We start from the raw sequence: 25,020 nt of genomic DNA, 5'->3' as shown, positions 1-25,020 counted from the left end.
GATGGGCACCCGATGAGTACCCAGCGATGAGCACCCAGCACTAACGACGGTCCTCCCTGTCCGGGGCGGGCCGAGACAGGAGAGTTGTGGCAAAGGTCCGCGTCTACGAGCTCGCGAAGGAGCTCGGGGTGGAAAGCAAGACCATCATGACCAAGCTGACGGAGCTCGGTGAGTTCGTCCGCTCGGCATCCTCGACCATCGAGCCACCGGTGGTCCGCAAGCTGCGCGACGCCTTCCCCGCCGGAGGCGGCGGCGCGAGCAAGCCCGCGGCACCCGCCGCGCGTCCGGCCGCGCCGAAGCCGGCCCCGAAGCCGGAGGTCAAGGCCGAGCCGGCCGCGCCGGCTCCGCAGGCCCCGCAGGCCGCGGCCCCCGCCGAGCCGGCCGCGCCGGCCCCGAAGGCTCCGGCACCCGCCGCGCCCGCGGTGCCGGCCCCGAAGGCTCCGGCACCCCAGGCTCCCGCGGCGCAGCGTCCGACGCCCGCGCCCGCGCAGAAGCCCACCGCCTCGCCCAAGCCGGGCGGCGGCACGAACGCGTCCGCCCCGCGCCCCGGTGGCTCGGGCGGGCGTCCCGGCGCACCGCGTCCGGGAAACAACCCGTTCGCGACCAGCCAGGGCATGCCCCGGCAGGGCGGCCCGCGTCCGGGCGCCCCGCGCCCGGGGAACAACCCGTTCGCCCCGAGCCAGGGCATGCCCCGGCCCGGGTCGCGCCCCGAGCGCACCGAGGGTGCGGCGGCGGCGTCCGGTGAGCGCTCGGGCGGTCCTCGCCCGGGCGGCCCGCGTCCCGCGCCGCGTCCCGGCGGCCCGCGCCCCAACCCGGGCATGATGCCCGGCCGCACCTCGATCGGCCGTCCCGGTGAGCGTCCTGCTCCCGGTGGTCGTCCCGGTGGCGGTGGCGGCGGTCGTGGCGGCGGCTTCGGCGGTCGTCCCGGTGGTGGCGGCGCTCCCGGCGGTGGCGGCGGCTTCGCCGGCCGTCCCGGTGGCGGTGGCCGCGGTGGCGCCGGTCGTGGCTCGACGCAGGGCGCCTTCGGGCGCGCCGGCGGTCGCCCGGTCCGTGGGCGGAAGTCGAAGCGCGCGAAGCGCCAGGAGTTCGAGCAGATGCAGGCGCCGTCGCTCGGCGGCGTGCAGGTTCCCCGCGGGAACGGCTCGACCGTCGTGCGGCTGCGTCACGGCTCGTCGCTCAACGACTTCGCCGACAAGATCGACGCGAACCCCGCGAGCCTCGTGACCGTGCTGTTCCACCTCGGTGAGATGGCCACGGCGACGCAGTCGCTCGACGAGGACACGTTCGGTGCCCTCGCGTCCGAGCTCGGCTACGTCATCGAGATGGTCTCGGCCGAGGAGGAGGACCGCGAGCTGCTCGGGTCGTTCGACATCGACCTGGACGCGGAGCTCGAGGCCGAGGGCGACGACGAGCTCGCCGCCCGCCCGCCGGTCGTCACCGTCATGGGTCACGTCGACCACGGAAAGACCAAGCTCCTCGACGCCATCCGCCAGACGGACGTCGTCGCGGGCGAGGCCGGCGGCATCACCCAGCACATCGGTGCGTACCAGGTGCGCCACGAGCACGAGGGCGTCGACCGCGCCATCACCTTCATCGACACCCCGGGTCACGAGGCGTTCACCGCCATGCGTGCCCGTGGTGCCCAGGTGACGGACATCGCGATCCTCGTCGTGGCCGCGGACGACGGCGTGATGCCGCAGACCATCGAGGCGCTCAACCACGCCCAGGCGGCGAACGTGCCGATCGTGGTCGCGGTGAACAAGGTGGACAAGGAGTCGGCGAACCCGGCCAAGATCCGCCAGCAGCTCACCGAGTACAACCTGGTGGCCGAGGAGTACGGCGGCGACACGATGTTCGTCGACGTCTCCGCGAAGCAGAACATGGGCATCGACGACCTCCTCGAGGCCGTCCTGCTCACGGCCGATGCCTCGCTCGACCTGCGTGCGAACCCCGACAAGGACGCGCGCGGCGTCGCCATCGAGGCGAACCTGGACAAGGGCCGCGGCGCCGTCGCGACCGTCCTCGTCCAGTCCGGCACGCTGCACGTCGGTGACGCGATCGTCGCCGGCACGGCCCACGGCCGTGTCCGCGCGATGTTCGACGAGCACGGCAACGCCGTGACCGAGGCGGGCCCCGCCCGTCCGGTCCTCGTGCTGGGTCTCGCGTCCGTGCCGAGCGCGGGCGACACGTTCCTCGTGGCGCCCGACGAGCGCACGGCCCGCCAGATCGCCGAGAAGCGCGAGGCTGCCGAGCGCGCCGCCCTCCTGGCCAAGCGCCGCAAGCGCATCAGCCTCGAGGACTTCACGCAGGCTCTCCAGCAGGGCAAGGTCGAGACCCTCAACCTCGTCCTCAAGGGCGACGTGTCCGGTGCCGTCGAGGCCCTCGAGGACGCGCTGCTCAAGATCGACGTGGGCGACGAGGTCGAGCTGCGCGTCATCCACCGCGGTGTCGGTGCGATCACGCAGAACGACGTCAACCTCGCGACGGTCGACAACGCGATCATCATCGGCTTCAACGTGAAGTACGGCGAGCGCGTCGAGGACCTGGCCGAGCGCGAGGGCGTCGACGTCCGCTTCTACTCGATCATCTACCAGGCGATCGAGGACGTGGAGGCCGCGCTCAAGGGCATGCTCAAGCCGGAGTACGAGGAGGCCCAGCTGGGCACGGCGGAGATCCGCGAGATCTTCCGCTCCTCCAAGTTCGGCAACATCGCCGGCTCGATCGTCCGGTCGGGCGAGATCCGCCGCAACGCCAAGGCGCGCGTCCTGCGCGACGGCAAGGTCGTGGGGGACAACCTCACGGTCGAGTCGCTCAAGCGGTTCAAGGACGACGCCACCGAGGTCCGCGAGGGCTTCGAGTGCGGTATCGGTCTGGGCTCGTTCAACGACCTCCAGGTCGGCGACACCATCGAGACGTTCGAGATGCGCGAGAAGCCGCGCTCCTGACGCTCGTCACGCCCGGGGGCGGTCACGGTCATCGTGGCCGCCCCCGGGCGTTCGTCACCCCGCGGTCGTCATCACCCGCAGTCGTCAGTCAGCACCCCACCGCGGTCACCCACCCGGCCGGTGGGCGCCGTTCGACGTACGGTCGTCGGGACCGTCGCCGGAAGGCTCGGCACGAAAGGAAGAAGACATGGTCGACCACCCCCGGGCGAGGAAGCTCGCCGACCGCATCAAGGAGATCGTCGCGCAGATGCTCGACACGCGGATCAAGGACCCGCGCCTCGGGTTCGTCACCGTGACGGACGTCCGTGTCACGGGCGACCTGCAGAACGCCTCGGTGTTCTACACCGTCTACGGGACGGACGAGGAGCGGGCCGGGACGGCCGCCGCGCTGGAGAGCGCGAAGGGCCTCATCCGGTCGGAGGTCGGCAAGCAGACCGGCATCCGCCTCACGCCGGCGATCGAGTTCCACCTCGACGCGGTGCCCGAGACGGCGGCGCACCTCGACGCCGCGCTCGTCGAGGCCCGCCGGCGCGACGCCGAGCTCGCCGCCCTGCGCGAGGGCAAGCCCTTCGCCGGGGACGCCGACCCGTACCGCACGTCGGAGGACGCAGACGCCGTCGCCGACGACGACCGGGCCTGACCGCGTGGGCGCACGCCCGTCCGCGACCGACCGTCGGGAGCGACGCCCCGTCGCTCCCGACGGTCTCGTCGTCGTCGACAAGCCCGCCGGCTGGACGAGCCACGACGTCGTCGGCCGTGGCCGACGCCTCGCCGGCACGCGCAAGGTCGGCCACGCGGGCACGCTCGACCCCATGGCCACGGGCGTGCTCGTGCTCGGCGTCGGGCGCGCGACGAAGCTGCTGACGTACGTCGTCGGCGCCGACAAGGACTATGACGCGACGATCCGCCTCGGTGCGGCGACCACGACCGACGACGCGGAGGGCGAGGTGCTCTCGCGGGCGGACGCGTCCGCCGTCGTGCGGGCCGACCTCGACGCGGGGATCGCCGGTCTCACCGGCGAGATCCTCCAGGTGCCGAGCACGGTGAGCGCGATCAAGGTCGACGGGCAGCGCGCGTACGCGCGCGCCCGTGCGGGCGAGGAGGTCGCGCTGGCGGCGCGGCCCGTCGTCGTCTCGCGCTTCGACGTGCTCGCGGTGCGGCCCGTGGCGCCGGGGGAGCAGGGCCTCCCCGACGATGCGCCGCCCGCGCTCGACGTCGACGTCACCGTGACCGTGTCGTCCGGGACGTACGTGCGCGCGCTCGCGCGCGACCTCGGGTCGGCGCTCGGCGTCGGCGGCCACCTCACGGCGCTGCGGCGCACGCGGGTGGGCGGGTACGGGCTCGACGTCGCCTCGACGCTCGAGGAGCTCGAGGCCCAGGCGGACCGCGACGGCGTGCTCGCGACCCTGCCGCTCGCGCAGGCGGCCCGTGCGACGTTCCCCGTGCGCGAGCTGACCCCGGAGCAGGCGACCGCGCTGTCGTACGGGCAGTGGGTCGACGCGACCGGGACGCCCGGCACGACGGCGGCGATGTCCCCGACGGGCGAGCTCGTGGCGCTCGTGGAGGACACCCGCCGCGGCGGCAAGGACCTCGCTCGGCCGGTCCTCGTGCTCGCTCCCGCCTGACGCGTCCGGTTCGGCGTCGTGCCCGGGGCGTGGCAGTCTTGTCCAGCGCGGTCCCGGTGCCTCCCCGTCCGGTCCGCCGCCCCCCCGTCGGCACGGGCGGCCGCCCCGGGCGGCACCCGCGGCCTTCCTGCTCACCTGAGGAGTTCTCGCGTGCACCTGTGGACGGACCTGAGCCAGGTTCCCCCGGGTTTCGGCCCGTCGGTCGTGACGATCGGCAACTTCGACGGCGTCCACCGCGGGCACGCCCAGGTGCTCGGGCGCATCGTCGACCTGGCGCGCGAGCGCGACGCCCGCGCCGTGGCCGTGACGTTCCACCCGCACCCGTCGGCCGTGCACCGCCCCCAGAGCGCGCCCGAGCTCATCACGGGCATCGCGGACCGGGTCGAGCTGCTCGCCGCGACGGGCCTGGACGCGGTCCTGCTCGTGGAGTACACGCTCGAGTTCGCGCGGCAGACGCCGGAGGAGTTCGTGCGCACCTACCTCGTCGACGGCCTGCACGCGGGGGCGGTAGTCGTCGGGCACGACGTCCGATTCGGCCGCGACAACGCGGGCACCATGGAGACGATGGTCGCGCTCGGCGCGCGGTACGGCTTCGACGTGGTGGCGATCGACGACGTCGGCCAGCACCAGGGCGTGCCGGTCACCGACGAGGAGACGCCGGGCGACTCGCAGGTGCGCTGGTCCTCGACGGGCGTGCGCGCGCTGCTCGCGGCGGGCGACGTGCGCGAGGCGGCACGCATCCTCGGCCGGTCCCACCGCGTGCGCGGCACCGTCGTGCACGGCGACGCGCGGGGGCGCGAGCTCGGCTTCCCGACGGCCAACCTCGGCTCGATCAGCGGCATGGTCCCCGCCGACGGCGTCTACGCGGGCTGGCTCGAGCGACCGCAGCTCGCGGGCGCCGATCCCCGCCACGCGGACGTGCGCCTGCCGGCGGCGATCTCGATCGGCACCAACCCGACGTTCGACGGCGTCGAGCGCCGCGTCGAGGCATACGTGCTGGACCGCGCGGACCTCGACCTGTACGACGAGGACGTGGTCCTCGAGCTCGTCGAGCGGCTGCGCCCGACGCTGCGCTTCGACGGCATCGAGCCGCTCGTGGCGCAGATGCACGACGACGTCGCGCGCGCCCGCCAGATCCTCGCCGCCCCGGGCGGGGAGCCGGTCGCGACGACGCCGGGCGCCTGACCGTGGCCGCCCCGGCACCCGTGCTCGAGGCGCGCGCGCTGCGCGTCGGCTACGCGGACGTCGCGGTGTGCGCGCCCGTCGACCTCGCCGTGGCGCCGGGCGAGCTGGTCGTGGTGATCGGCGCCAACGGGAGCGGCAAGTCGACGCTCCTGCGCACGCTGCTCGGTCTCCAGGCGCCGCTCGGCGGTGCGGTGCGCGCGTTCGGGCGCGACGTGGACGAGCGCGAGCGCGACTTCCGGGCGCGCGTCGCGGGCGTGCTCGACGACGACGCGTTCTTCCCGGCGCTCACGGTCCGCGAGCACCTCGTCCTCGTCGCGCGGGGGCACGGCGTGCCGGGGGCCGGGTCCGTCGTGGACGAGCTGCTCGACCGGTTCGGGATCGCCGAGCAGGGTCGGTCGCTCCCGTCGGCGCTCTCCTCCGGCCAGCGTCGACGCTTCCTGCTCGCCTCGGGCTTCGTGCGGCCCCGTGAGCTGCTCGTCCTCGACGAGCCCGAGCAGCGGCTCGACCCGGGGATGCGCGAGCGCCTCGCCGCGCTGCTCGTCGAGGACGCGCGCAGCGGCGTGGCCGTGGTCCTCGCCACGCACGACCCCGAGCTCGTGGAGCGCACGGGCGCGCGCGGCCTGCTCGTCGGCGACGACCGGTGCGTCCCGCTCGCCCCGGCCGACGTCCACGCGGCGCTCCTTGCGGTGCGCTGACCGTGCCGCACGGAGCGAGCGCGCTGCGCTCCGACCCGGACGAGCTGCTGACGGGCCGCGAGCTGCGCCGTCTCACCGCCCGCGCCGCGGCCGCGCGGGCCGACGCCGGGCCGGGCGAGATCGTCGTCGACGTCGCCTACGCCGTGGTGTCCGTCGCGCTCGCGACGGGCTGGGTCGTCGGGCTCGCGTCGATGCTGCGCTCGACGCTCGCGACCGCCGCACCGGCGGGCGGGCCGCCCGTGCTGGGGCCGGGGGCCGTCCAGGCGCTCGGCACGACGGCGCTGCTCGCGTTCCTCACGGGCACCGCCGTGCGCCTGGGCCCGGTCGGCGTCGGCGGGGGCGGGGTGCGGTGGTGGGTGCCGACGCCCGCCGACCGGCGGGGTCTCGTGTCGCCGTCCTTCGCGCGCGCCGTCGTGCTGGGTGCCGGGCTCGGTGCGCTGGGGAGCGCCGTCGTCGCGGTCGCGGCCGGTCTGGACGCGGTGCCCGCGCTGCGGGCCGGTGCGACCGGCGGCGCCCTCGGCCTGCTCCTCGTCGCGGTCGCGGGACTCGCCCAGCCGTCGGCCCGCGCCGCCGGGCTGCTCGCGCGGACGTGCGACGTCGCGGTCGCGGCCGTGCCGGTCGCGGGCCTCGCGCTCGTCGTCGCCGGGCGCCCGGGTCTCCCGCCGCTCGGTGCGCCGCTCGTCGTCGTGCTCGGTCTGCTCGCCGTCGCGGCGCTGCTCGTGCTGCGGTGGTGGCGCGGGCTGGAGTCCCTCGGCGCGACGGTGCTGCGCGCGCAGAGCGCGGTCGCGGACCAGGTGGGTGGCGCCGTGCTGTCCTTCGACACGCGCGACCTCGGCCGGGCCCTGCGCCGTGCCGGCGCCGCCCGGGTCCGGGTCCGCCGGCCGCGCCGGTTCGCCGCGGTGCGCGGTCCCGTCGGCGCGGTGGCCGCGGCCGACCTCGTGCTGCTGGGCCGCAGCCCGTCGGCGCTCGCCCAGCTCGTCGGTCTCGCCGCCCTCACGGTCGTCGCGCAGCAGGTGCCCGGCCTGGGCTCCGGCTTCGGTCTCTTCGCCCTGCTCGTCGTGGCGGGCCTCGGCGCGGCGGTGCTCGGCGCGGAGGGGGCGCGCACGGCCGAGATGGCCCCGGTCGTCGACGCGCTCGTGCCCCTCCGCGCGCGCTGGACGCGGCTCGCGCGCGGCGTCGTCCCGACGCTCACCGCGACGGCCTGCCTCGTCGCGGGCGCGGCCCCGCTCGCGCTCGGGACGGGGGACGCACGCTGGCTCGGGGTCGCGGTGCTCGCGGCGGTCGTCCAGGGCGCCGCCGCCGTGCGCAGCGCCTACCGCGAGCCGCCGGACTGGGGCGGGCCGCTGCTCGCGACACCCTCGGGCGGCCTGCCGACGGGCGCCGCGGCCGTGCTGCGCAAGGGGCCCGACGTCGCGGTGCTCGGCGCGGTCCCGCTCGGGGTCGCGCTGCTCGTCGGTACGCCCGGGTGGGGCGTCGTGGTGGCCCAGGCGCTGGCCGCCGTCGTGGCGGTCGCGGTCGCGACCCACGTGCGCGCGGTCCGCTGACCCGACGGCGGCACGAGCGCGCCCTCAGGCCGCCGCGGGCGCCGGGACGAGGCGGCCGTCCGCGAGGTGGACCCGAGCGTCGACCGGGTCGAGCGTCGCCTCGTCGTGCGAGACGAGCAGCGTCGCCGCGTCGAGCTCGCGCGCGAGCCGCACGACCAGCTCCACCACCTGCACGCCCCGCTCGTGGTCGAGCGCCGACGTCGGCTCGTCCACGAGGAGCACCTCGGGGTCGTTCATGAGCGCGCGGGCGATCGCGACGCGCTGGCGCTGCCCGCCCGAGAGGTGCTCGGGCCGGCGGTCCGCGCGGTCGGCGACCCCGACGGCGTCGAGCAGCTCCAGCGCGTGCGCCCGGCGTGACGCGGGGGAGCGCCCCCGCAGGTGGCTCATGAGCTCGAGCTGCTCGAGCACGGTGAGCGACGCGACGAGCTGCGGCTGCTGGAACACGAGCCCGATGCGCTCGCGGCGCAGCGCCGCCGCCCGGTCCGCCGCGCGCCGCGCGCGCCGCCGGCCGCGCCGTCCGGCCGCGTCCCCGGGCTCGGTGCCGGGGTCGAGCGGTGCGCTGACGACGTCGGGACCCACCCGCACGACGCCCGACGTCGGCGGCGTGAGCGTCGCCGCGACGGCGAGCAGGCTGGACTTGCCGGCGCCGGACGAGCCGAGCAGCGCCGTCGTGGTGCCCGAGGGCACGGTGAGGGAGACGTCGTCGACGGCGACGAGGACGCCGTCGCCGTCGGGGTAGGTGAGACGGACACGGTCGAGGACGAGGTCCACGGGGAGCTCCTGAGGGTCGGTACGGACGAGAGGGAGAAGGGTCAGCGGGCCGCGAGCGCCGCGTGCGGGTCGACGCGCGCGACGCGCGTCACGGCGAGGACCGCGCCGAGGCCGCCGAGCACGACGAGCACGACGGCGGGCACGAGGGTCGTCGAGAGGTCGACGACGACCGGCATGACCTGGGACGCGAGCAGCCCCGCGCCGGCCGCGAGGGCCGTGCCGACGCCGACGCCCACGCCCAGCACGACGCCGGCCTGGCCGATCGCGTCGCGCAGCAGGTAGCGCGTCGAGGCACCGAGCGCGCGCAGCACGGCGACGTCGCCCGCGCGCTGGATGGTCCAGACGGTGAAGAACGCGCCGACGACGAGCGCCGAGATCGCGAGGAGGAAGACCTGCATGAGGGTCAGGGAGAGGTTCTCGGCGGTGAACGACGAGATGGCCGAGCGCGCCTGGCGCGGCGTCGCGGTCACGGTGCCGAGGCGCGCGTCCGTGGCGGCGAGCACGTCCGCGGTCGGCGGGTCGTCGCCGAACCGCAGGGTGACGACGGTGGCCACCTGCCCGGCTGCCGCGTCGTCGGACGAGGCGCCGCCGCGCGCTCCGACGGCCTGCCAGTCGTCGAGGGACACCCAGACGACCGGCGTGTGCGCGTAGTCCGCCTCGACGTCCGCGACGGCGGAGACCGTCAGGTCGAGCGGTCCGGCGTCCACCGGGTCGCCCACGTCGGCGCCGAGCGCGTCGGCCGCGCCGCGGGAGAGCACGACGGCGCCGGGGGAGACGTCGGCGCCGCCGTCGTCGGTGCCGGGCACGAGCCCCGAACCGGGCCGCACGCCGAACGCGGTGACGGCGGCGGTCGCGTCGCCGGACGCGCGCACGGTCGCGACGCCGAGCGGCTCCGCGGCGTCGACCCCAGGGACGGCGGCCCAGGCGTCCGTCTGCGCGGCGGTCACCTCGGACTCGGTAAAGGAGGGGGACGCACCCTCCTCCGGGGGCGAGAAGACGACGCGGTCGACCGGCAGGTCGGTGACCGCCGAGGTGCTCGCGCGGCCGAGGCCCGCGGTGAGCGCCGCGAGGAACGCGACGAGGAACGTGATGAGCGCGACGACGACCGTCATGAGCGCGAAGCGACCACGCGCGTGGCGCAGGTCGCGCAGGGCGAGGAACACGGGGGAGACCTCCGGGGTTCGAGGGCAGCGAGTGGGACAGAGTGCGGGGGCGGGGACGCGCTCCGGCGAGCACGAGCGGTCGTGCGTCGCAGGACTCGTCCCGACGTCCCGTCCACCGTCCCGCGTCAGGGCGCGCCGCGGATCACCGGTCCGACCGGTCCTGGGGCGCCGCAGGGACGAGCCCGGGATCGACCGTTCGGACGATGCCGGGCCGCGGCGCCGTGGCTAGGGTGACGGCGTGACCCCGCCCGGACCCGAGCCCGCCGAGCCTGCCGCGCTCGCGGGCCGTGCTGCGCCGACGGGCCGTGCGTCGTCGGGCCGTGCATCGGTCGACCGTGCGACGTCGGCGGCCGGTCGCGTCGCGCCGGTCGTGCCGGCCGCGACGCGGTGGCTGCGGCGCGGCCTGGACGTGCTGCTCGTCGGGCTGGTCGCGCTCGCGGTCGCGGGCGCGCTCGTCACGTCGACGGCGCGGGGCGTGGGCGCCGTGCTGCTCGGCGCGGCCCTGCTCGCGCTGTACGTGGTGGGCCGTCGTCGCGTCCCCGTGCCCGTCGACGTGCGCGCGCCGCGCGGTGCGTGGTGGCCCGCGGGCGCGTGGGTGACCGGTCTCGTGGCCCTCTGGGTCGGGCTGTCGCTCGTCACGACGACCGCCGTCTGGGTCGCGTTCCCCCTGATGTTCGTGGCGATGCACGTCCTCGGCCCGCGCCGGGGCCCGGTCGCGGTCGCGGTGGTCGTCGTGATCGTCGTGGGCGTCATGGCCGCGTGGACCGCGCGCGTCGCGCTGCCGTTCGTGCTCGGGCCGGCCATCGGCGGGGCCGTCGCGGTCGTCGTCGTCCTCGCGCTGGAAGCGGTCGTGCGGGAGTCCCAGGAGCGCCAGCGCACGCTCGACGAGCTCGTGCGCACCCGCGACGAGCTCGCGGCGTCGGAGCGGGAGCGGGCGGTGGCGGCCGAGCGCGAGCGCCTGGCGCGCGAGATCCACGACACGCTCGCCCAGGGGTTCTCGTCCGCCGAGCTGCTCCTGCGCGCGGCCCGGACCGCGCTCGACGCCGGCGACGCGGAGACCGCGCGCGGGTACGTCGAGCAGACGCGCGAGGTCGCGCGGCACAACCTCGCCGAGGCGCGCCGCGTCGTGCGCGCGCTGGCGCCGGCCGACCTCGCGTCGTCGAACCTCGTCGGGGCCCTGCGCCGCGTCGCGGACCGGGCGTCCGGACGCGCCGCCGAGGGCGGGCCGCGCGTCGTCGTGCGGGTGAGCGGCGAGCCCGTCCCGCTGCCGACCGAGGTCGAGGCCGCCCTGCTGCGCGTGGCGCAGTCCGCGCTCGCCAACGTCGAACGGCACGCCGGTGCGACGCGGGCCGCCGTCACCGTGAGCTTCCTCGCGGGCACCGGGCCGGGGGACGACGCGGTCGCGCTCGACGTGGTCGACGACGGGCGCGGCTTCGACCCGGACGCCCTCCCCGCGCCGGCGGCGGACCGGCCCGGCGGCTTCGGCCTCGGCGCCATGCGCGCGCGGGTCGCGGACCTCGGGGGCACGCTGTCCGTGGAGTCCGCGCCGGGGGCGGGCACGGCGGTGGCCGCCTGGGTGCCGCTCGTGGCGACGACCGGGACCCGGTCGGGCGCGGCTGCCGACCACCGGGCCGACGACCCGGCCGACGACCCGGCCGACCGCCCCGCCGACCGCCCGGCCGACACCCGGACCGAGACCGACGCCTGCACCGAGGAGGAGCGATGACCGGGCCCGCCGTGGACGTCGTCCTCGCGGACGACCACCCCGTCGTGCGGACCGGCCTGCGCGCCGTCCTGGATGCCGAGCCGGACGTGCGGGTCGTCGCCGAGGTCGGCTCGGCCGAGGAGCTGCTCGCGCGACTGCGCGCCGGGCTGCGGGCCGACGTCGTGCTGCTCGACCTGCAGTTCGGCCCTGGCCGCCTCGGGGGCGTGGACGCGGTCCGCGAGATCGTCGCGACGGACGGTCCGCCCGTCCTCGTCGTCACGACCTACGACGCGGACGCCGACATCCTCGCCGCGGTCGAGGCGGGCGCTCGCGGCTACCTGCTCAAGGACGCGCCGACCCACGAGCTCGTCGCGGCCGTGCGCGCGGCCGCGGCGGGCGAGGTCGCCCTCGGCCCGGCGGTGCAGCGGCGGCTGCTCGGCCGGCTGCGCAGCCCGGGCACGGCGCTCACGGCGCGCGAGCTCGAGGTCCTCGCGCTCGTCGCCGAGGGGCGCACGAACGACGAGATCGCGCACGAGCTGTTCCTCTCGCGCGCGACCGTGAAGACGCACCTCGTGCACGTCTACGACAAGCTCGGCGCGCCGTCGCGCACGGCCGCCGTCGCCGAGGCCCGGCGCCGCGGCCTCCTGCGGGGCTGAGCCCGGCCGGGCCGTCGCGGCGCGTCCGCGGGGTCCTCGCCCGAGACGTCGTGCGGGCGTCGTCAGGACGGCCCTCGACTCCGTCACCGCACCGTCCTGCGGGCGCTGCCCGGCCGTGTCACGACACCGGCACCGGGCCCTCCCTCCGGGTGAGCGGCGCCGTCGTGCACGGCGCCCAGGCGGCCGCGCGGTCCTCGGGCTGCGGCCCGGGGGCGGTCGCACCCGTCCCCGCGCGCGCAGCCCGCGGGGGCGCCGGCGGCCCGCCGCGCGGGCCGCACGAAGACCTCCGACAGAGAGGGCAGAGCCATGGAGGCTCAGCAGCAACCGGCGGCTCCCGTCGCCGAGACCGTCGTCGACGACGTCGCACCCGACGCCGTCGACCAGGCGTCCACCCCGGTCGGCCGGACCGTCCGCAGCGTCGGGCACGGGTCGGCCGTCGTCCCCGACGAGGTCGCGACCGACGCGGACGTGGACCCGGCGGAGTCGGACGCACCGCTCCTGCCCGCGGCCGAGGCCGCGGTGGCGCGGGACCTCGAGCACCACCGGTACGACTCCACGACCGCGTTCGACTACCTGTTCCCGCAGCTCGCGGAGCGCTTCCCGCGGTTCCACCTCCCGGTCGGGAACGGCGCGACGGCCGCGACCGTCGCCGCGCTGAAGACGCTCGGGGCGGCGATGGTCGCCCGGCCCGTCACCCCGCCCGGGCAGCCGCCGCGCAGCCTCGACTCGCACGTTCCGGCCGTGTACACGTACTGGGGCCAGTTCATCGACCACGACATCACCCTCAACACCAACGGCCCCGACACGACGACGGGCCGCGACGGGGACCAGGCGCTCGGCGACGTCGACGCGGTGCCCTTCCGGGTCTTCGCGCCGTGGGTCGTGGTGCGCTCGCTCCACAACGGGCGCCACCCGGCGCTCAACCTCGACTCCCTGTACGGCAGCGGGCCGCGGTTCGAGGGCGAGCGTGGGTACCGCACGACGCGCAGCGAGGCGTCGTACGTGCCGGGCTCGGCGAAGCTGCGGCTCGGCCGCATCTCCACCGAGCCGCTCGTCATCCCGGGCGGTCCGTCGTTCTCGCTCGTGGCGCCCGGCGACGACGCGCAGCGCGACCTGCCGCGCGACGACGGCGGCGCGCCGCTGATCCCGGACGGGCGCAACGACGAGAACCTCGTGGTCGCCCAGCTCCACCTCGCGATGATCCGGTTCCACAACGCCGTCGTGGACTGGGTGGACGACGTCGAGCCCTGGACCCGGCTCACGGGCGGGGAGCGCGGCGTGTTCGAGCGCGCGAGCCAGCTCGTGCGGTGGCACTACCAGTGGCTCGTGGTCAACGACTACCTGCGCACCCTCACCAAGCCGGGCGTGCTCGACGCGACGCTCCTGCGCGACACGTCGTTCTTCCGGCCCCGGTACCCGATCTCCATGCCGCTCGAGTTCGCGGTCGCGGCGTTCCGGTTCGGGCACTCGATGATCCGCGACTCCTACGACTTCAACGTCAACTTCACGGGCCCGCCGCCCGCGAACGCGAGCCTGACGCAGCTCTTCCAGTTCACGGGGAACGGCGGCAGCCTGCGTCCGGGACCGCAGGGCACCCCGGTCCTGCCGTCCAACTGGCCGATCGAGTGGGCGCGGTTCGTCGACAAGGGCGACCCGCGGACGTTCCGCGCGGCGGAGAAGATCGACACGTTCCTCGCGCCGAGCCTGGGCACGATGGTCAAGGAGGGGAACCTGCCGCCCGAGCCGCCCGCGCACACGCCGGCCCAGCTCGTCGCGAGCGCGCTCCAGAAGCAGCTCGCGCAGCGCAACCTGCTGCGCGGCTACATGCTCGCGCTGCCCACGGGCGAGGCCGTCGCGGCGGCCTTCGGGGTCGTCCCGCTCACCCCGGCCCAGCTCGAGGACCGGGCGAGCGACGACGTGAAGCAGGCGCTCGCGGCCCTGCGTGACGGCGACCACGGCGGCACCCCGCTGTGGTACTACGTCCTCAAGGAGGCCGAGCTCCAGGGCGACGGCAGCTTCCTCGGCGAGGTCGGCAGCCGCGTGCTCGCGGAGACGTTCGTGTACCTACTGCGCCAGGACGACACGTCGTACGTGCGCACGAGCAACCACTGGACGCCCGCGCAGGGCGTGCACTTCGAGGACGGGTCGCTCGTCCTCACGCTGCCGGACCTCCTCCGGTTCGCCGGGGTGCTGCCCGACGCCGCGGGCCGGTTCCGCGGTGACGGCACGGCCGGGCACGACGGCGCCCCCTGAGGCGCGTCGTGCGGGCCGGCCGGGCGGGCCGGGGCCGCGGCCGGCGACGGCGCGTCCGTTTGGTAGGGTGGATGCGCCGTCTGACCGGCCGCGGACAGAGAGAGCCCGGGAGATCCGTCCCGGCGCACCGCGCAACGAACCCGAAGGAGAACCGTGCCGCTCGACACTGCCACGAAGCAGCGCATCATGACCGAGTACGCGACGAGCGAGGGCGACACCGGTTCGCCCGAGGTCCAGGTCGCGCTCCTCACGCAGCGCATCAAGGACCTCACCGAGCACCTCAAGGAGCACAAGCACGACCACCACAGCCGTCGTGGTCTGCTCCTCCTCGTCGGCCAGCGCCGTCGCCTGCTCGGCTACCTGCAGAAGGTCGACATCAACCGCTACCGGAGCCTCATCGAGCGCCTCGGTCTGCGTCGCTGACACGACACCGCCAGCCCGGTCCCTGCGGGGACCGGGCTGGTCTGGTGTGATGTACCCGTCACACCCCGGCTGAGCACCACCCAGCCGCACACCACCCACCGCGCCGCCGGCCTCTCGTTCGGTCCTCGGTAGTGGCTCACGGACCCCCACGGCACCGTCCTCGGACGGAGCGGTGCGGGAACTGCCGTGGACCTCGATCGAAGACCGCCGAGCGTCGAGTGCGACCGGAGCCCCTGCGCCACGCGCCGGGGCGCGGACCGGAACCCTCGACAGGGCTACCCGGGCGGCGCTTCGAGAAAGGGAGGGCACCCGTGGAGGGTCCCGAGATCCAGTTCGCCGAGGCCACGATCGACAACGGTCGCTTCGGCACCCGCACCGTCCGGTTCGAGACCGGGCGCCTCGCCCGTCAGGCCGCAGGCTCCGTCGCCGCGTACCTCGACGACGAGACCATGCTCCTGTCGGCCACGACGGCCGGCAAGCACCCCAAGGAGCAGTTCGACTTCTTCCCGCTGACGGTGGACGTCGAGGAGCGCATGTACGCCGCGGGCCGCATCCCCGGCTCGTTCTTCCGCCGCGAGGGCCGTCCCTCGACGGACGCGATCCTCGCGTGCCGCCTCATCGACCGCCCGCTGCGCCCGCTCTTCGTCAAGGGCCTGCGCAACGAGGTCCAGGTCGTCATCACGGTCCTCGCGCTCCACCCGGACGACGCGTACGACACGCTCGCGATCAACGCCGCCTCGGCGTCGACCCAGATCTCCGGCCTGCCGTTCTCCGGCCCGGTCGGCGCGGTCCGCATCGCGCTGGTCGACGGCCAGTGGGTCGCGTTCCCCAAGTACTCCGACAAGGAGCGCGCGGTCTTCGACATGGTCGTGGCCGGCCGCGTCGTCGGCGACGACGTCGCGATCGCGATGATCGAGGCCGAGGCGACCGACGGCGCCTGGGGCCTCGTCAAGGACGAGGGCGTGGCGGCGCCGACCGAGGAGGTCGTCGCCGAGGGCATCGAGGCGGCCAAGCCGTTCATCAAGGCGCTGTGCGACGCGCAGTCGGCGCTCGCCGCGCAGGCCGCGAAGCCCGTCAAGGAGTACCCGGTCTTCCTGGACTACCAGGACGACGCGTTCGCCGCGGTCGAGGCCGAGGTCGCGACGGACCTGCGCGAGGCGCTCGCCATCGCGGACAAGCAGGACCGCGAGAACCGTCTCGACGAGATCAAGAACGAGATGGTGGGCAAGCTCCAGGCCGGGTTCGACGGCCGCGAGAAGGAGCTCTCCGCCGCGTACCGCGCGCTCCAGAAGAAGCTCGTGCGCCAGCGCGTGCTCACCGACGGCGTGCGCATCGACGGTCGTGGGCTCGCGGACATCCGCACCCTCTCGGCCGAGGTCGAGGTGCTGCCGCGCGTGCACGGCTCCGCGCTCTTCGAGCGTGGCGAGACCCAGATCATGGGCGTCACCACGCTGAACATGCTCCGCATGGAGCAGCAGATCGACTCGCTCGGTCCGGAGACGCGCAAGCGCTACATGCACAACTACAACTTCCCGCCCTACTCGACCGGCGAGACCGGCCGCGTGGGCAGCCCGAAGCGCCGCGAGATCGGCCACGGCGCGCTCGCCGAGCGTGCGCTCGTGCCGGTGCTGCCGAGCCGCGAGGAGTTCCCCTACGCGATCCGCCAGGTGTCCGAGGCTCTCGGCTCCAACGGCTCGACGTCCATGGGCTCCGTGTGCGCCTCGACGCTCTCGCTCCTCAACGCGGGCGTGCCGCTGCGCGCCCCCGTCGCGGGCATCGCGATGGGCCTCATCTCCGACACGGTGGACGGTGAGACCCGCTACGCGGCGCTCACCGACATCCTCGGTGCCGAGGACGCGTTCGGCGACATGGACTTCAAGGTCGCCGGCACGCGCGAGTTCGTCACGGCCATCCAGCTCGACACCAAGCTCGACGGCATCCCCGCCTCGGTGCTCGCCGGTGCGCTGACCCAGGCGCGCGACGCGCGCCTGACGATCCTCGACGTGCTCGCCGAGGCCATCGACGTGCCCGACGAGATGTCCCCGAACGCCCCGCGCGTCATCTCCGTGAAGGTGCCGGTCGACAAGATCGGCGAGGTCATCGGCCCCAAGGGCAAGATGATCAACCAGATCCAGGAGGAGACGGGCGCGGACATCTCCATCGAGGACGACGGCACCGTGTACATCGGCGCCGTCGACGGCCCGTCGGCCGAGGCCGCCCGCGCGGCGATCAACGCGATCGCCAACCCGCACGTCCCGGAGATCGGCGAGCGCTTCGTCGGCACGGTCGTCAAGACGACGTCGTTCGGCGCGTTCATCTCGCTCTCCCCGGGCAAGGACGGTCTGCTGCACATCAGCCAGATCCGCAAGCTCGTGGGCGGCAAGCGCGTCGAGAACGTCGAGGACGTGCTGTCCATCGGCCAGAAGGTCCAGGTCGAGATCGGCGAGATCGACCCGCGCGGCAAGCTCTCGCTGCACGCCGTGGTCGAGGACGAGGCTCCGGCCGACGCTCCCGCGACCGAGGACGCGGACGCCTGACGTGCCGTGGGACCTTCCGCTCGTCCCGGCGGGTGACGCCGGGGCCGAGCTGACCGCCGGGCAGGACGGCGCGACGATCCGTCGCTCCGTCCTGCCCGGCGGGGTCCGCGTGCTCACCGAGTCGATGCCAGGCCTGCGCTCGGCGACGGTGGGCGCGTGGGTCGGCGTCGGCTCGCGCGACGAGACCGACGGCCACTTCGGGTCGACGCACTTCCTCGAGCACCTGCTGTTCAAGGGCACGGCCCGCCGCTCCGCGATGGACATCGCCGAGGCGTTCGACGCCGTCGGCGGCGAGGCCAACGCGGCGACGGGCAAGGAGCACACGTGCTACTACGCGCGCGTGCTCGACGCCGACCTCCCCATGGCGGTCGACGTCATCACCGACATGGTGACCTCAGCGCGCCTGGACCCCGACGAGCTCGAGACCGAGCGCGGCGTGATCCTCGAAGAGCTCGCGATGAACGACGACGACCCCTCGGACGTCGTGCACGAGGAGTTCGCCGCGGCGGTCCTCGCCGGCCACCCGCTCGGGCGGCCCATCGGTGGGACCCCGGACACGATCAACGCCGTGCCCCGGGACGCCGTGTGGGAGCACTACCGCTGGCACTACCGCCCCGAGACGCTCGTCGTCGCGGCGGCGGGCGGCGTCGACCACGACACGCTGGTCGACCAGGTGGGCACGGCGCTGCGCGACGGCGGCTGGACGCTCGACGCGTCCGGCGCACCCCGCGCGCGGCGCGACCCCGCGGACCCCGCCCTGGTGGGCGTCGGGGCCGCGAGCGTCGAGCTGTCGGTCCACCGTGCGGTCGAGCAGGCGAACGTCGTCATCGGCGGCACCGGACTCGCCGCGACGGACGACCGCCGCTTCACGCTCTCCGTGCTCAGCGCCGTCCTCGGCGGCGGCATGAGCTCGCGGCTCTTCCAGGAGATCCGCGAGCGGCGCGGCCTCGCGTACTCGACCTACTCGTTCGCGTCCGGCCACGGCGGCATCGGCACGTTCGGCCTCTACGCCGGGTGCGCGCCGTCGAAGGTGGACGAGGTGACCGCGCTGCTGCACAGCGAGCTCGACCGCCTCGCGGCCGACGGCATCACCGGCGCGGAGCTCGACCGCAGCATCGGCCAGCTCTCGGGCGGCATGGTCCTCGGCCTCGAGGACTCCGGCTCGCGCATGAGCCGGCTCGGCAAGGCCGAGCTCGTCTACGGCGAGCTCCTGAGCGTCGAGGAGTCGCTCGACGCGATCCGATCCGTCACGGCCGACGACGTGCAGAAGCTCGCCGACGACCTCGCGTCGCGCCCGCGCTCCGTGGTGCGCGTCGGGCCGTTCGGCGACTGAGCCCGCCTCCACGCGTCTCGCGGCGGCCGTCCTCCTCGCGGAGGGCGGCCGCCGTCGTGCTGTGGGCAGACCCACTGCCCGGTGCGGCGGACGCGGCACCGGTCGACGCGCGCTGCGGCGATAGGGTGACGGGCGTGAGCGAGCAGAGCACCCCCGCGCCCGATCCCGCACCGACCGCCCCCGGCAGGGAGCCCGGTCGCCCGCTGCGGGTCGCCGTCCTGGGCGCCGCCGGACGCATGGGCGCGACCGTCTGCGCCGCCGTCGAGGGCGCGGCGGACCTCGAGCTCGTCGCGCGCCTCGACGCGGGCGACGAGGTCGCCGCCGCGACGCTCGGCGGCGCGGACGTCGCCGTCGACTTCACGGTCCCGGCCGCGACCGAGGCGAACGTCCACGCGCTGATCGACGCGGGCGTGCACGCCGTCGTCGGGACCACGGGCTGGACGGAGGAGAGCCGCGGTCGCGTCGTCGCGCACCTCGGTCGTGCTGCCGCGGCGGGCGCGCCGGGGCTCGGCGTGCTCATCGCACCCAACTTCGGGCTGTCCGCCGTCCTCGCGATGACGTTCGCCGCCAAGGCCGCGCGGTACTTCGAGTCGGCCGAGGTGATCGAGCTCCACCACCCGGACAAGGTCGACGCGCCGTCCGGCACCGCGCGGCACACCGCCGCGGCGATCGCCGCCGCACGGGCCGACGCCGGTCTCGGGACGGGCCCGGACGCGACCGAGACGGGCTGGGAGGCGCGCGGCGCCGACGTCGACGGCGTGCGCGTGCACGCCGTCCGTCTGCGCGGCCTCGTCGCGCACGAGGAGATCCTGTTCGGCAACACGGGCGAGCAGCTGGTCATCCGGCAGGACTCGTTCGACCGGGTCTCGTTCATGCCGGGCGTCCTGCTCGCGGTGCGCGAGGTCGTGGGCCGGCCCGGGCTGACCGTCGGCCTCGAGAACGTGCTGGACCTCGCGTGAGCCTGCCCGGCGGGTCGACCGGCCCGGACGGCCCCGGGCCCGGGGACGGCGGCTCGCGCGGCCGGTCGCGCGCCGGGCGCCCGTGGAAGGCGATCGTCGGGGCGGTCCTCGTCACGGTCCTGCTCGCGCTCTACGTGTGGCAGGTCGCGGGACGGTCCGCCGCCCTCATCGGCACGGGCGAGCCCGTGGCCATGGCGATCGGGGCCGGCGTGCTCGTGCTGCCGCTGCTCGTCGTCGGCCTCGTCGGGCGCGAGTTCCTGCTCGCCGGCACCGTGCAGCGCATGGCCGACGACCTCGCGGACCGCGGCCGCCTGCCCGTCGACGACCTGCCGCGCTCGCCGGGCGGCCGGATCGACCGGGACGCCGCCGACGCGGCCTTCGGCCCGTACCGGGATGCGGTCGACGCCGACCCGACGAGCTGGGAGGCGTGGTACCACCTCGCGTTCGCCTACGACGCGGCGCGCGACCGCCGTCGGGCCCGGGAGGCGCTGCGCAAGGCCGCGGCGCTCTACCGCGCGCGGCGCCGGGCCTGACGGCGCCCGGGCACGCGCGTCACAGGCTCGTCCAGCAGTAGAGCCGGTGCCCCGCGTCGTCGGCGCGGACGCACAGCGCCGCGAGCCGGTGCAGCGCGTCGGCGAGGCCCGCGGGGTCCGACCCCTCGAGCTCCTCCGTCGCCGCCCACCGCACGGCGACCTCGTCGAGCGCGGCGGGCGCCGCGGAGGCGAGCGCCCCGACGAGCACGTCCGTCACGGAGACCACCCACGGCCCCTCGTCACCTCCGGTCGCGACGAGCGAGCCGTGGCGGGCGTCCGCCGTGACCTCGGCGTACGGGCGGTCGGTGAGCAGGCTCGCCAGGGTGCCGAGGACGACGAACGGGTCGATGCCCTTGAGCTCCACGGTCGCGAAGCCCGGCTGCGTGGACAGCGGGTCGGGGGAGGCCGGTCCCGCCTGGGCGGCGAGCGCGGCCCGTGCGTCGTCCGGCGCGGCGAAGTAGTCGGTGAGGATGCCCATGGCGGACGATCCTCGCAGGTCACGGGGACGAACGGGTCACGGGCGTGTCACGGCTGCGTGACGCGGGACTCCGTGGTCGTCAGATCTCGGCCGTCCAGCGTCGCTCGACGACGTCCCGGAGCCCGGTCGCGAGCGTCCGGGTGCGCCCGTCGGGACCGAGCCCGGACCCGGCGAGGAACGCCTCGCGCGCGGCGTCGCCGTCCAGGACCCACGTGACGACCTCGTCCGCGCCGTCGCGCCGCAGCCGGTCGACGGCCGCCGCCAGCAGGCGCGACCCGTGCCCGCCGCGCTGGTGGCGCGGTTCGACCTCGAGCGCGAGGACCTGACCGGGCGCGACCGCGGCGAACCCCACGACGTCCGCCCCCGCGCACGCGACGAGCACCGCGAAGCCGGGACCGGGTGGCGAGGAGATCGCCGCGGCCCACTGCTCGCGCATCCGCACGGTGTCGAGCGCGTCGAGCACGTCGTCGCCGAGCACGTCGGCGTGCGAGGAGCGCCACGCCCCGACCTGGATCGCGGTCATCGCGACGTCGTCGCCGGGCACGGCAGGGCGGACGGAGACGTCGGCGGTCTCGCGGAAGAGGCTCACGGGTTCACCCTACGAGACCCGGCCGGGCGCCGGGACGGCCTCAGCCCCAGCCGAGCGCGCGCAGGCCCGCGGCCGTGACCGCGGCGAGGACCACGACGACGATGAACGGCGCGCGCAGCGCGAGCGCGACGGCCGCGACGCCCAGCGCGGGCAGGCGCGCGTCGACGACGAGGGCCTGCCCGTCGCCGACGGTCTGCACCGTGACGAGCGCCGCGAGGAGCGCGGCGGTGACGAGCGCGGCGGTGCGCGCGACGCGCTCGTCGGCGAGCCAGTGCTCGGGCACGAGGTGGCCTGCGAGCTTGAGCGCGAAGCACACCGCGGACGCGGTGAGCACGACGACCCAGACGGTCGCTGAGGTCACGAGGGCTCCTCTCCGCGGGGGCCGGCCGCGGTCCCCGCACGGTCGGCGGCCCGTCGGCGCCGCGCGTCGACCTGACCGATGACGACGGCGACCGCGGCCGCCGCGAGCACCGGCACGCCGCCCGGTGCGACCGGGACGAGCGCCGCGGCGACGACCACCGCCGCGGCCGCGGTGAGCTGCATCGCGCGCGTCGCGAGCCGCGGCCACAGCAGGCCGAGGAACGCGGCCGCCGCGGCGGCGTCGAGCCCCCACGCGCGCGGGTCGCCCAGCGCGTCGCCCGCGAGCGCCCCGACGAGCGTCATCGCGTTCCAGAGGACGAAGATGCCGACGCCCGTCCACCAGAAACCGGCCCGGACGGCGCGCCGGGACCGTTGCGCGGTCGCGACGGCGGTCGACTCGTCGATCGTGAACTGGGCCGCGACGACCTTGTGCCACGAGCGCAGCGCGAGCAGCGGGCCGAGCTGCGCGCCGTAGAGCGCGTTGCGGACGCCGAGGAAGCCCGCCGTGGTGATCGCGGCGACCGGCGCGCCCCCGGCGCCCACCACGCCGATGAGCGCGAACTGCGAGCCGCCCGAGAACATGAGCAGGCTCAGAGCCATGGTCTGCGCGACGTCGAGGCCCGCGACGACCGACAGCGCGCCGAAGGAGATGCCGTACAGGCCCGTCGCGACGGAGACGGACACGGCCTGGCGGACCGCGGCGCGGACCTCGTCCTCGACGGCCCGCTCGGCCACGTGCTCGACGGCGTCCGGCACCCCGACGACGTCCGGTACGCCGACGACGCTCGGGACCTCCGCTGCGTCTGCCCGCGCCCCCTCGGGCGCGGGGTCGGCGCGGGGGCGGGGGACGTCGTCGGGCCGGCTCATGCGTGCGGGTCGGCCGGGCCCTCGCCCGCGGCGGCGGCGTTCGCCGCGCGCTGGTGCGCGGTGAGGGACATGCGGTCGATGAGCGCGAGGGCGAGCGCCGAGAGGACGAACGCGAGGTGGATGAGCGTCTGCCACATGAGCTGCGTCGGCGTGTACCGGCTGCTGTCGATGAACGTGCGCAGCAGGTGGATCGACGAGATGCCGACGATGGACATCGCGAGCTTCGTCTTGAGCACGTTCGCGTTGACGTGGCTCAGCCACTCGGGCTGGTCGGGGTGGCCCTCGAGCCGGATGCGCGAGACGAACGTCTCGTAGCCGCCCACGATGACCATGATGAGCAGGTTGGAGATCATGACGACGTCCACGAGCCCGAGCACCGCGAGCATGATCTCCTCGGCGCCGAAGCTGACCACCTCGTGCGTCGCGTGGTCCGTCGCACGGCCTGTGAAGCCGCCCACGACGAGCAGCCACAGCTCCTTGAGGAACTGCCACACGTAGACCACCTGGGCCACGATGAGGCCGAAGTACAGCGGCGCCTGGAGCCAGCGCGACGCGAAGATCATGTACCCGACGGTGGTGACGCGGGCGCTGGGCGAGGGGACGTTCGGGCTGGTGGTCAACGCGGGCGTCGAGGGCACGGGCGTGGGCTCTCCGGGAGTCGGTGACGGCGGACGGCGACGACCGTCCGGCGCGCGGGGCACTGGTCACCGGTCGTCACCGGGGCGTCAGGGTACCAACGCCGCGTGAGGGCCCCGCAGGCCCGCCCGCGCTGCCGGAGACGAGGACGGCCCGGCCGCCCGTCGAGCACGGGGACGGCGACCGGGATCGTCGGATCCCGGTCCGTGACCCCGTGCTCGACGGCGGCGGCGGGAGGAGGGGGCGACGTCAGAGGGCGACGTAGACCGTCTCCAGGTACTCCTCCAGGCCGGCCTCGCCGCCCTCGCGGCCGAGGCCGGACTGCTTGAGCCCGCCGAACGGGGCGCTCGCGTCGGAGACGAGGCCGCGGTTGACGCCGATCATGCCGGCCTCGACCTCCTCGGAGACGCGCACGGCCCGGTCGAGCGACGTCGTGTACGCGTAGGCGGCGAGCCCGTACTCGGTCGCGTTCGCGAGAGCGATGCCCTCGTCGTCGTCGCCGAACGCGACGACGGGGGCCACCGGGCCGAAGATCTCCTCGGTGACGACGCGCGCGTCCGGGTCGACGCCCGACAGGACGGTGGGGGAGTAGAAGTACCCGGGGGAGCGGGGCCGCTCCGCGCCGGTGAGCACCTGGGCCCCGCCGTCGACGGCCGCGTCGACGAGCTCGGCGACCTTGTCGACGGCCTTCGCCTCGACGAGCGGCCCGACCTGCGTCCCGTCCTGGGCGCCCGGCCCGACCCGCAGGTCCGCGAACGCGGCGGCGAGGCGCTGGGAGAACTCCCGCGCGACGGCGTCGTGCACGAGGAACCGGTTCGCCGCCACGCACGACTGCCCCGCGTTGCGGAGCTTCGCGACGACGGCGCCCTCGACCGCCGCGTCGAGGTCGGCGTCCGCGAACACGAGGAACGGGGCGTTGCCGCCGAGCTCCATCGAGGTGCGCAGCACCTGGGCGGACGCCTTCTCGAGCAGCGTGCGCCCGACGGGCGTCGAGCCGGTGAACGACAGCTTGCGCAGGCGCTCGTCCGCGAGGAGCGGCTCGGTGACGTCGGCGGCGCGCGACGACGGGACGACGTTGACGACGCCCGTCGGCAGCCCGCGGTCGGCGAGCTCGGAGCGGATCACCTCGGCCACGAGCGCCGTCGTGAGCGGGGTGAGCCGCGCGGGCTTGACGACGACCGTGCACCCGGCGGCCAGCGCCGGGCCGATCTTGCGCGTCGCCATGGCGATCGGGAAGTTCCACGGCGTGACGAGCAGCGCGGGCCCCACGGGCCGGCGGAAGACGAGCTGGCGGTTGCCGCCCGCGGGCGCGGTCCGCGCGAGCCCGTCGGCGCGGACCGCCTGCTCCGCGTACCAGCGCAGGAAGTCGGCGCCGTAGAGCACCTCGGCGCGCGCCTCGGCGAGCGGCTTGCCGCACTCGGCCGTGATGAGCGCGGCCACGTCGTCGGCCCGCGCGACGACCCGGTCGTAGACGGCGCGCAGCACCTCGCCCCGCTCGCGCGGGGGCGTCGCGCGCCACGCGGGCGCCGCACGGTGCGCGGCGTCGAGCGCGCGCAGCGCGTCCGTCGGGCTCGCGTCCGCGACGTCGAACAGCGACTCCTCGGTCGCCGGGTCCTCGACCTCGAAGGTCCGCCCGCCCTCGGCAGGACCCCAGTGGCCGTCCACGAGCAGCCCGGTGGGCACGTGGGCGACGAGGGCGGGGGAGAGGTTCGACGTCGAGGCGGGGCGGGACATGCTCCGAGTATCGCCCTGGGGGTCGCGGG

At 75.6% G+C, this 25,020-nt stretch carries 22 protein-coding genes; 14 read left to right on the top strand and 8 right to left on the bottom strand.

What is annotated here, in order from left to right; genetic code table 11:
* Positions 1 to 86 precede the first annotated feature (86 nt).
* From infB to GWJ10_RS16130, 6 genes are all read left to right on the top strand, one after another.
* Positions 87 to 2,945, top strand: coding sequence for a translation initiation factor IF-2 (infB, locus tag GWJ10_RS16155; protein WP_163188511.1), 2,859 nt, complete (start codon positions 87 to 89; stop codon positions 2,943 to 2,945).
* Between the two features lie 187 nt (positions 2,946 to 3,132).
* The gene (gene rbfA, locus GWJ10_RS16150) at positions 3,133 to 3,585 is read left to right on the top strand and encodes a 30S ribosome-binding factor RbfA (RefSeq protein ID WP_043659091.1); all 453 of its coding nucleotides are present in this window, start codon (positions 3,133 to 3,135) and stop codon (positions 3,583 to 3,585) included.
* 4 nt (positions 3,586 to 3,589) lie between these two features.
* Positions 3,590 to 4,570: a tRNA pseudouridine(55) synthase TruB gene (gene truB, locus GWJ10_RS16145; RefSeq protein WP_163188509.1), complete on the top strand. Its 981-nt coding sequence runs from the start codon at positions 3,590 to 3,592 to the stop codon at positions 4,568 to 4,570.
* A gap of 150 nt (positions 4,571 to 4,720) precedes the next feature.
* Positions 4,721 to 5,755, top strand: coding sequence for a bifunctional riboflavin kinase/FAD synthetase (locus tag GWJ10_RS16140; protein ID WP_163188507.1), 1,035 nt, complete (start codon positions 4,721 to 4,723; stop codon positions 5,753 to 5,755).
* A 2-nt stretch (positions 5,756 to 5,757) separates the two neighbouring features.
* Positions 5,758 to 6,450, top strand: coding sequence for an ABC transporter ATP-binding protein (locus tag GWJ10_RS16135; RefSeq protein WP_114553193.1), 693 nt, complete (start codon positions 5,758 to 5,760; stop codon positions 6,448 to 6,450).
* 2 nt (positions 6,451 to 6,452) lie between these two features.
* Entirely contained in the window at positions 6,453 to 7,994 is a 1,542-nt protein-coding gene (locus tag GWJ10_RS16130; RefSeq protein ID WP_163188505.1) for a DUF6297 family protein, read from the top strand.
* A 24-nt stretch (positions 7,995 to 8,018) separates the two neighbouring features.
* Here the strand turns inward: GWJ10_RS16130 and GWJ10_RS16125 are convergent, their stop codons facing one another.
* Together GWJ10_RS16125 and GWJ10_RS16120 are read right to left on the bottom strand one after the other, a co-directional pair.
* The gene (locus tag GWJ10_RS16125) at positions 8,019 to 8,765 is read right to left on the bottom strand and encodes an ATP-binding cassette domain-containing protein (RefSeq protein ID WP_163188503.1); all 747 of its coding nucleotides are present in this window, start codon (positions 8,763 to 8,765) and stop codon (positions 8,019 to 8,021) included.
* 41 nt (positions 8,766 to 8,806) lie between these two features.
* Positions 8,807 to 9,928, bottom strand: coding sequence for an FtsX-like permease family protein (locus GWJ10_RS16120; protein ID WP_163188501.1), 1,122 nt, complete (start codon positions 9,926 to 9,928; stop codon positions 8,807 to 8,809).
* A gap of 238 nt (positions 9,929 to 10,166) precedes the next feature.
* Here GWJ10_RS16120 and GWJ10_RS16115 point away from each other — a divergent pair, with 238 nt between their 5' ends.
* The 8 genes from GWJ10_RS16115 (at position 10,167) to GWJ10_RS16080 (ending at position 20,327) form a co-directional block, all read left to right on the top strand.
* Positions 10,167 to 11,654, top strand: a complete 1,488-nt coding sequence (locus GWJ10_RS16115; protein ID WP_241005859.1) for a sensor histidine kinase — start codon at positions 10,167 to 10,169, stop codon at positions 11,652 to 11,654.
* Positions 11,651 to 12,289, top strand: a complete 639-nt coding sequence (locus tag GWJ10_RS16110) for a response regulator transcription factor (RefSeq protein WP_163188499.1) — start codon at positions 11,651 to 11,653, stop codon at positions 12,287 to 12,289. The genes GWJ10_RS16115 and GWJ10_RS16110 overlap by 4 nt, the downstream gene beginning before the upstream one ends.
* Before the next feature lie 306 nt (positions 12,290 to 12,595).
* Positions 12,596 to 14,542: a heme peroxidase family protein gene (locus GWJ10_RS16105; RefSeq protein WP_163188497.1), complete on the top strand. Its 1,947-nt coding sequence runs from the start codon at positions 12,596 to 12,598 to the stop codon at positions 14,540 to 14,542.
* A gap of 153 nt (positions 14,543 to 14,695) precedes the next feature.
* Positions 14,696 to 14,965, top strand: a complete 270-nt coding sequence (gene rpsO, locus GWJ10_RS16100) for a 30S ribosomal protein S15 (protein ID WP_021479897.1) — start codon at positions 14,696 to 14,698, stop codon at positions 14,963 to 14,965.
* A 311-nt stretch (positions 14,966 to 15,276) separates the two neighbouring features.
* Positions 15,277 to 17,502 carry a polyribonucleotide nucleotidyltransferase gene (locus GWJ10_RS16095; RefSeq protein WP_021479898.1) on the top strand — a complete coding sequence of 742 codons (2,226 nt, stop codon included), beginning with the start codon at positions 15,277 to 15,279 and terminating at the stop codon, positions 17,500 to 17,502.
* A gap of 1 nt (position 17,503) precedes the next feature.
* Positions 17,504 to 18,835, top strand: a complete 1,332-nt coding sequence (locus GWJ10_RS16090) for a pitrilysin family protein (RefSeq protein ID WP_163188495.1) — start codon at positions 17,504 to 17,506, stop codon at positions 18,833 to 18,835.
* A gap of 203 nt (positions 18,836 to 19,038) precedes the next feature.
* Positions 19,039 to 19,794 carry a 4-hydroxy-tetrahydrodipicolinate reductase gene (dapB, locus tag GWJ10_RS16085; protein ID WP_034656111.1) on the top strand — a complete coding sequence of 252 codons (756 nt, stop codon included), beginning with the start codon at positions 19,039 to 19,041 and terminating at the stop codon, positions 19,792 to 19,794.
* A 92-nt stretch (positions 19,795 to 19,886) separates the two neighbouring features.
* Positions 19,887 to 20,327, top strand: a complete 441-nt coding sequence (locus GWJ10_RS16080) for a hypothetical protein (protein ID WP_076406606.1) — start codon at positions 19,887 to 19,889, stop codon at positions 20,325 to 20,327.
* Positions 20,328 to 20,346: 19 nt separating this feature from the next.
* Here the strand turns inward: GWJ10_RS16080 and GWJ10_RS16075 are convergent, their stop codons facing one another.
* The 6 genes from GWJ10_RS16075 to GWJ10_RS16050 form a co-directional block, all read right to left on the bottom strand.
* Positions 20,347 to 20,805, bottom strand: a complete 459-nt coding sequence (locus GWJ10_RS16075; RefSeq protein WP_163188493.1) for a hypothetical protein — start codon at positions 20,803 to 20,805, stop codon at positions 20,347 to 20,349.
* Between the two features lie 79 nt (positions 20,806 to 20,884).
* On the bottom strand, positions 20,885 to 21,394 hold the full coding sequence (locus tag GWJ10_RS16070) for a GNAT family N-acetyltransferase (protein WP_043658083.1): 510 nt from the start codon (positions 21,392 to 21,394) through the stop codon (positions 20,885 to 20,887).
* A gap of 40 nt (positions 21,395 to 21,434) precedes the next feature.
* Entirely contained in the window at positions 21,435 to 21,755 is a 321-nt protein-coding gene (locus GWJ10_RS16065) for an AzlD domain-containing protein (protein ID WP_043658086.1), read from the bottom strand.
* The gene (locus GWJ10_RS16060; RefSeq protein ID WP_163188491.1) at positions 21,752 to 22,621 is read right to left on the bottom strand and encodes an AzlC family ABC transporter permease; all 870 of its coding nucleotides are present in this window, start codon (positions 22,619 to 22,621) and stop codon (positions 21,752 to 21,754) included. The genes GWJ10_RS16065 and GWJ10_RS16060 overlap by 4 nt, the downstream gene beginning before the upstream one ends.
* Positions 22,618 to 23,241, bottom strand: coding sequence for a TIGR00645 family protein (locus GWJ10_RS16055; protein ID WP_051028262.1), 624 nt, complete (start codon positions 23,239 to 23,241; stop codon positions 22,618 to 22,620). The genes GWJ10_RS16060 and GWJ10_RS16055 overlap by 4 nt, the downstream gene beginning before the upstream one ends.
* A 265-nt stretch (positions 23,242 to 23,506) precedes the next feature.
* The gene (locus GWJ10_RS16050; protein ID WP_163188489.1) at positions 23,507 to 24,991 is read right to left on the bottom strand and encodes an NAD-dependent succinate-semialdehyde dehydrogenase; all 1,485 of its coding nucleotides are present in this window, start codon (positions 24,989 to 24,991) and stop codon (positions 23,507 to 23,509) included.
* Between the last annotated feature and the right edge of the window lie 29 nt (positions 24,992 to 25,020).

Origin of the sequence: Cellulosimicrobium sp. SL-1 (assembly GCF_011033075.1) — a bacterium.
GTDB classification, from domain to species: Bacteria; Actinomycetota; Actinomycetes; order Actinomycetales; family Cellulomonadaceae; genus Cellulosimicrobium; species Cellulosimicrobium funkei.
This window is presented reverse-complemented; position numbering and strand designations above follow the sequence as displayed.